Annotated in this window: 7 protein-coding genes and 1 pseudogene; all 8 read right to left on the minus strand. The window is 43.1% G+C overall.

The window, feature by feature from the left end:
- Positions 1–177: 177 nt before the first annotated feature.
- Positions 178–1,002 carry a DNA-entry nuclease EndA gene (gene endA / locus QZ359_RS01535; RefSeq protein ID WP_293955945.1) on the minus strand — a complete coding sequence of 275 codons (825 nt, stop codon included), beginning with the start codon at positions 1,000–1,002 and terminating at the stop codon, positions 178–180.
- Positions 1,003–1,039: 37 nt separating this feature from the next.
- The gene (locus QZ359_RS01540) at positions 1,040–1,228 is read right to left on the minus strand and encodes a DNA-directed RNA polymerase subunit beta (RefSeq protein WP_004245549.1); all 189 of its coding nucleotides are present in this window, start codon (positions 1,226–1,228) and stop codon (positions 1,040–1,042) included.
- Positions 1,221–2,504 (minus strand): UDP-N-acetylglucosamine 1-carboxyvinyltransferase, encoded by a 1,284-nt coding sequence (gene murA, locus QZ359_RS01545; RefSeq protein ID WP_077804678.1) that lies wholly within the window; start codon positions 2,502–2,504, stop codon positions 1,221–1,223. Before murA ends, QZ359_RS01540 begins: the two co-directional genes overlap by 8 nt.
- A 23-nt stretch (positions 2,505–2,527) precedes the next feature.
- Entirely contained in the window at positions 2,528–2,758 is a 231-nt protein-coding gene (locus QZ359_RS01550) for a DUF1146 family protein (protein ID WP_285388586.1), read from the minus strand.
- Between the two features lie 57 nt (positions 2,759–2,815).
- A complete protein-coding gene (locus QZ359_RS01555) occupies positions 2,816–3,853 on the minus strand; it encodes a SepM family pheromone-processing serine protease (protein WP_261023488.1) in 1,038 nt (345 codons plus the stop codon).
- Entirely contained in the window at positions 3,837–4,325 is a 489-nt protein-coding gene (gene coaD / locus QZ359_RS01560; protein WP_060806089.1) for a pantetheine-phosphate adenylyltransferase, read from the minus strand. Before coaD ends, QZ359_RS01555 begins: the two co-directional genes overlap by 17 nt.
- A complete protein-coding gene (gene rsmD, locus QZ359_RS01565; RefSeq protein ID WP_060806088.1) occupies positions 4,315–4,854 on the minus strand; it encodes a 16S rRNA (guanine(966)-N(2))-methyltransferase RsmD in 540 nt (179 codons plus the stop codon). Before rsmD ends, coaD begins: the two co-directional genes overlap by 11 nt.
- A gap of 64 nt (positions 4,855–4,918) precedes the next feature.
- Positions 4,919–5,295, minus strand: a pseudogene (locus QZ359_RS01570) (asparagine synthetase A); the annotation flags it as partial.

Raw genomic sequence — 5,295 nt, forward strand, 5'->3', positions numbered from 1 at the left:
TCTTCAAACCACGTCAGCTTTATCTGCAACCTCAAAGCTGTGCTTTGAGCAACCTGCGGCTAGCTTCCTAGTTTGCACTTTGATTTTCATTGAGTATTAGTGTCTATTGTAACCCTGCTTAAACTAGTAAGAAAGAACTCCTATATCCACAAGTGACATAGGAGTTTATTTTGTATTTTACTGAGTAACCGTTACTTCTCCAGTTCGGTAATCCAGTTGAAGCCCTTTTTGAACATTGGGAACTAGAACATTGAATTCCAATTCTCCGTCTGAAGACTTGGCTTCAATCTGTGAAGCTGAAGGAACTAAATCCTCGTTTGAAGCATAATAAAGAGTTACACGGTAACGGACACGCTTGTTTTTATCCAAGGCCTTACGCACCATGCTTTCATAATAATTTTGACCAGTCGAATCCTCGGTCTGTGCCTGATTTGCCCAGGCTGTTTGAACAGCAATGTTTTTAGGATTGCTAGTCGAGGCATCAAAACCATCCAAGCCACCGATTAAGGCATAGCCTAATAAGTGACCTCTATCGACCGCATGGGTATAAGTACCCTTTAGATTCTTAACCTGATGCCAGCCTGGAGGAGTCCAAGAAGTCGAACCATTCCCAGTTTCTTCACGATTCTTGTACTGGCGAGTAGCCTTAGACAAGAGGGCATTTGCTACGGTTGGCACTGTTTCCTTGCCCACTGTCTTTGTTTTATTATCAGCGTAGGGCTTACTTGAAACCTTGGCATCTAGATTTGTTTTATTGCCATTGACGATAAAAGCACCTGAGCCATTCCACTCCAGACTCCCTTTTACTTGACTCTTGACTGCGTCTATTAAGACACTTTCTGCCAATGCTTGACTAGGAGCTTCAGGCGCTTGTTTTTTCTGACTAAGCTTGGTTTTGGAACTATTAGCTGTCGACTGCATCTGCTTGATATAATAGCTCCCTGCAGACAAAAGCAATAACACTAGCAGTCCGATTAGTGTCTGTCTTGTTTTTTTGTTCATATTTCTCCTTATCTTTAAAAAAGGCTGGTTTTCCAGCCTAATTTCCTGTAAATTTATGAATCAATTCCTGCCATTTTGCTGGAGACAGGATGGCCCATGGATCTTGACCCTTGCCCAAGATTCCATAGCCTACCATTAAACCGATTCCTAGGGCTAAAACACCTAAAATCAGTACCAGGATGACTAAAAGTAAACGCTTGACTACGTAGCTTGATTTCTTATTCATCTTCATCACTTGCCTCAATCCGCTGAATCTTAGCACCTAGCTGTGCCAACTTCTCATGGAAACGGTAGTAACCTCTATCCAAGTGAACCAATTTACCAACTACAGTTTCTCCTTGTGCTACCAAACCTGTCAAAATCAAGGCTGCGCTGGCACGAAGGTCAGTTGAAAGAACTTCCGCTCCCTGCAAAGCTTGTCCACCAACAATACGAGCTGTATCACGGATAATCTCAGAGTGCAAGCCCATGCGACGCATTTCTTCTAGGTGTTGAAAACGATTTTCGAAAACTGTCTCCACCATAGTTGATTCGCCTTTTGCGACGGTCATCAAGGCTGTAAATTGAGCCTGCATATCTGTTGGAAATCCTGGGTGGGGCAAGGTTTTCACATGAACAGCTTTTAGATTTTCTAGTTGAGAGCGAACTCGAATTCCTTCAGTTTCCTCTGTCACTTCCACTCCCATTTCAAGCAACTTGGCAATCAAGGGACGGTTATGCTCCCAGACAGCGTCTCGAATCAAGACATCACCACCAGTCATAGCAGCAGCTACCATAAAGGTTCCTGCTTCGATACGGTCTTGGACTACATTGTGAGTCGTACCATGAAGTTTCTCAACACCGGTAATGGTAATGGTCTCTGTACCAGCACCCTTAACCTTAGCTCCCATTTCATTGAGGAGAATGGCCAGGTCAACAATCTCAGGCTCACGCGCAGCATTTTCAATCACTGTCACCCCATCAGCCAGCGTCGCTGCCATCATCAAGTTCTGAGTAGCACCAACACTTGGGAAATCCATATAGATATGAGCTCCATGTAAGCGATCAGCCTTGGCTTCGATGTAACCAGCTGTTTGACTAATCTTAGCCCCCATAGCTTCCAGACCTTTCAAATGAAGATCAATAGGACGGCTACCAATCGTACAACCACCTGGCATGGATACCTTGGCATGACCTACACGGGCAAGAATTGGTCCCAAGACAACGATAGATGCGCGCATCTTGCTAACATACTTGTAGGGAGCTTCCTCTGTGATATCGCCAGTCGCATCCACCTCGACAAGATGAGCTTCCTCATCAAAATCCACCTTGGCATTTAAACCGCGAACCACCTGATTCATAGTGAAAACATCTGACAGGATAGGAACATTCTGCAAAACAGTCTTTCCTTCACTTGCTAGAATAGTCGCTGCCAACAAGGGCAAGACTGCATTCTTTGCTCCTTCGATCGTAACACTTCCTACCAGACGATTATCGCCACCTTGAACCACAATTTTTTCCATACTTATTTCCTTTACATTTGATTTTATAATAATCCTCTAAGTACTTCTTGCCACAACTGATACAGGCTGATAAAGAAAGAACTCATGATATAGCCCATTACAATGCTGAAAAAGGCTACTAGTAAACGAACTTTTCCTGTATTCTCAGCTGTCACTTTTAAAACCTTTTCCCATCTAACAAGATTCTTTAAAAGGTAAAAACTCACATAAATAAAGAGCATGTGACTGCTTAGAGTGAATAATAATTGAACCATTTGACTATTATACCATCTTCTCTGTTTGTGCGCTAGTTTGGAAACTTCCCTTAAAAACTAGGGATTGTGTTTCAAGTAATCAATTGCATCTTGTAGGGTTTTAACAGGCACGATTTTCATATCCGTCTTGATTGTTTTGGCTGCTTCCAGGGCTGTTTGGTAGTTGTTTTTAGCATCAGGATGTGCTTTTTGTTCTTCTTCGCTAACAGGGTTATCAGGGGCAAAGAAAATAGCAGCACCTTCTCTAGCCGAAGCTACAACTTTTTTATCAATACCTCCAATATCCCCCACATTACCATCACGGTCAATGGTTCCTGTACCGGCAACAATGCGGCCATTACGAAGGCCTGGGTCTGCTATTTGGGTATAGATGGCTAGACTAAACATGAGACCTGCACTTGGACCACCGATACCAGCTGTTGAAAAGCGAATTGGGACATCACTGGTTACTTCTGTACGGTCAATCAAGCCGATTCCAATTCCATTTTTGCCATTTTCCAAGGTGATAATCTTTCCTTCTGCAGATTTGGTTTGCCCATCCTCTTCATAGGTTACTTTGACAGAGTCCCCTAATTTTTGAGAATTGACATAATCAATCAAATCTTTGGAACTGTCAAAGGTCTGATCATTGACTGCTGTGACGGTATCAGAGATGTTGAGAATCCCTTTAAAGGTTGAATTATCTGTCACAGTCAAAACATAAACCCCAAGGTATTTTAGTTCAATATCCTTACCAGCTGTTTTTAGTCCTTGATACTTGGCCATGTTTTGTGATGTTTGCATGTAGAATTGATTGATCCGCATAAATTCAACATCGGAAGAGCCACCTGTAGTCTCTTGGGCACTACGAATATCTGTAAAAGGCGTCAACCACGCATAAATCATATGGGCTAAAGTAGCGTGCTGGACACCAACCGTAACGAATTGATAGGCCCCAGCTTCCTTATCTTCTGTGTCATTGACTTTAAGGACTTGGCGAATATCTTCCGAACCACCTGGAACCTCTATATAGTAGGGCAAAGGCACTACAAATGCCAAGAAAGTCACAATCAAGGCCGCAATGACATATAAGGGCCATCTAATCTTTTTTTTCATTTCTTATTTCCTCCAAAATACTCTCAGGAACATAGCAGGCAACATCCTGACCAAACTTCAATAGCTCTCTAATACCGGATGAACTGAGATAGAGATGTTCAGGTCGGCTATGTAAATAAATTGTCTCTATATCAGGAGACAGCTGATGGTTGTAGTAATCAAAACTGGCTTCATATTGCAAATCCGCTGCATTCCTCAAACCCCGCACTAGGCAAGTAGCCCCCAGTCTTTTTGCGACATCAACTACCAATTCATCATGAGAAGACACAACTTTAACATTTCCCAAATGTTTCACAGCCTTTTCTAACCCCCGTTTACGATTTTCAAGAGGGAGAAATCCTTGTTTGTGGGGATTAAAAAAAATACCGACATAGAGCTTATCAAAAAGTCTGCTCGCCCGTTCAATGATATCCAGATGCCCATTTGTCATCGGATCAAATGAGCCTGTGAATAAGCCAATCTTATCTGACATAGACCGTCACCTTACTAATTCCATAAATCTTTTCCTTCCAGATGCCCAGGCAGGCAATTTCTTCTGGAAGTTCAACGGCCTTATCCGTCTCACACACGACCATGACATCTTCAGAAAAAAACTCTTTCTCAGCCATTTTTTCAATATCTGCTACGATTTGTTCCTTGGCATAAGGAGGGTCTAAGAAAATGAGGTCGAAGTTCCCAGATACCTGTTCCAATGCCCTTTCTGCATCCATCTTGAGGAGTTGAAATTTTCCAACTTCCTTGGTCATCCGAATATTTTCAGCCACGATAGCCTGAGCCTTACGGTCTCGTTCCACCAAAACAGCGCTGGACATGCCACGCGAGACTGCCTCGATAGATAAACCACCACTACCTGCATAAAGGTCCAAGACTCGTCCACCTTCAAAGTAGGGACCAATCATGTTAAAAATAGCTCCCCTAACCTTATCCGAAGTAGGTCTTGTCGTCTTGCCTTCTAGTGTCTTGAGGGGACGTCCCCCATAGATTCCTGATACGATTTTCATACCGTTTATTATACCAAATTATGGGCGAAAAGAGAAAGAAAATCGAACCTTGCGGTTCGATTCTCTACAAAATATTTTCGTAAGTATCGCGGACTTCTTGAGGCCAAACACTTGTTTGCACTTCTCCGATGTGTTTCTTGCGAAGTAGGAACATAGCCATTCGAGATTGTCCAATTCCTCCACCGATTGTCAACGGGAATAGGCCATTCAACAAAGCCTTGTGCCATTCCAATTCTAAACGGTCTTCATCACCGGTAATTTCTACCTGACGGCGAAGGGTTTCTTCATCTACACGAATCCCCATAGAAGACAACTCAAAGGCTCCACCCAGAGATTCATTCCAGACAAGAATATCGCCATTTAGACCCTTGTAGCCATTTTCAGACTCGCTTGTCCAGTCATCGTAGTCTGGTGCACGCCCATCGTGCGGTTTACCATCTG

It is taken from the genome of Streptococcus sp. (assembly GCF_019414905.1).
Taxonomy (GTDB): Bacteria; Bacillota; Bacilli; order Lactobacillales; family Streptococcaceae; genus Streptococcus.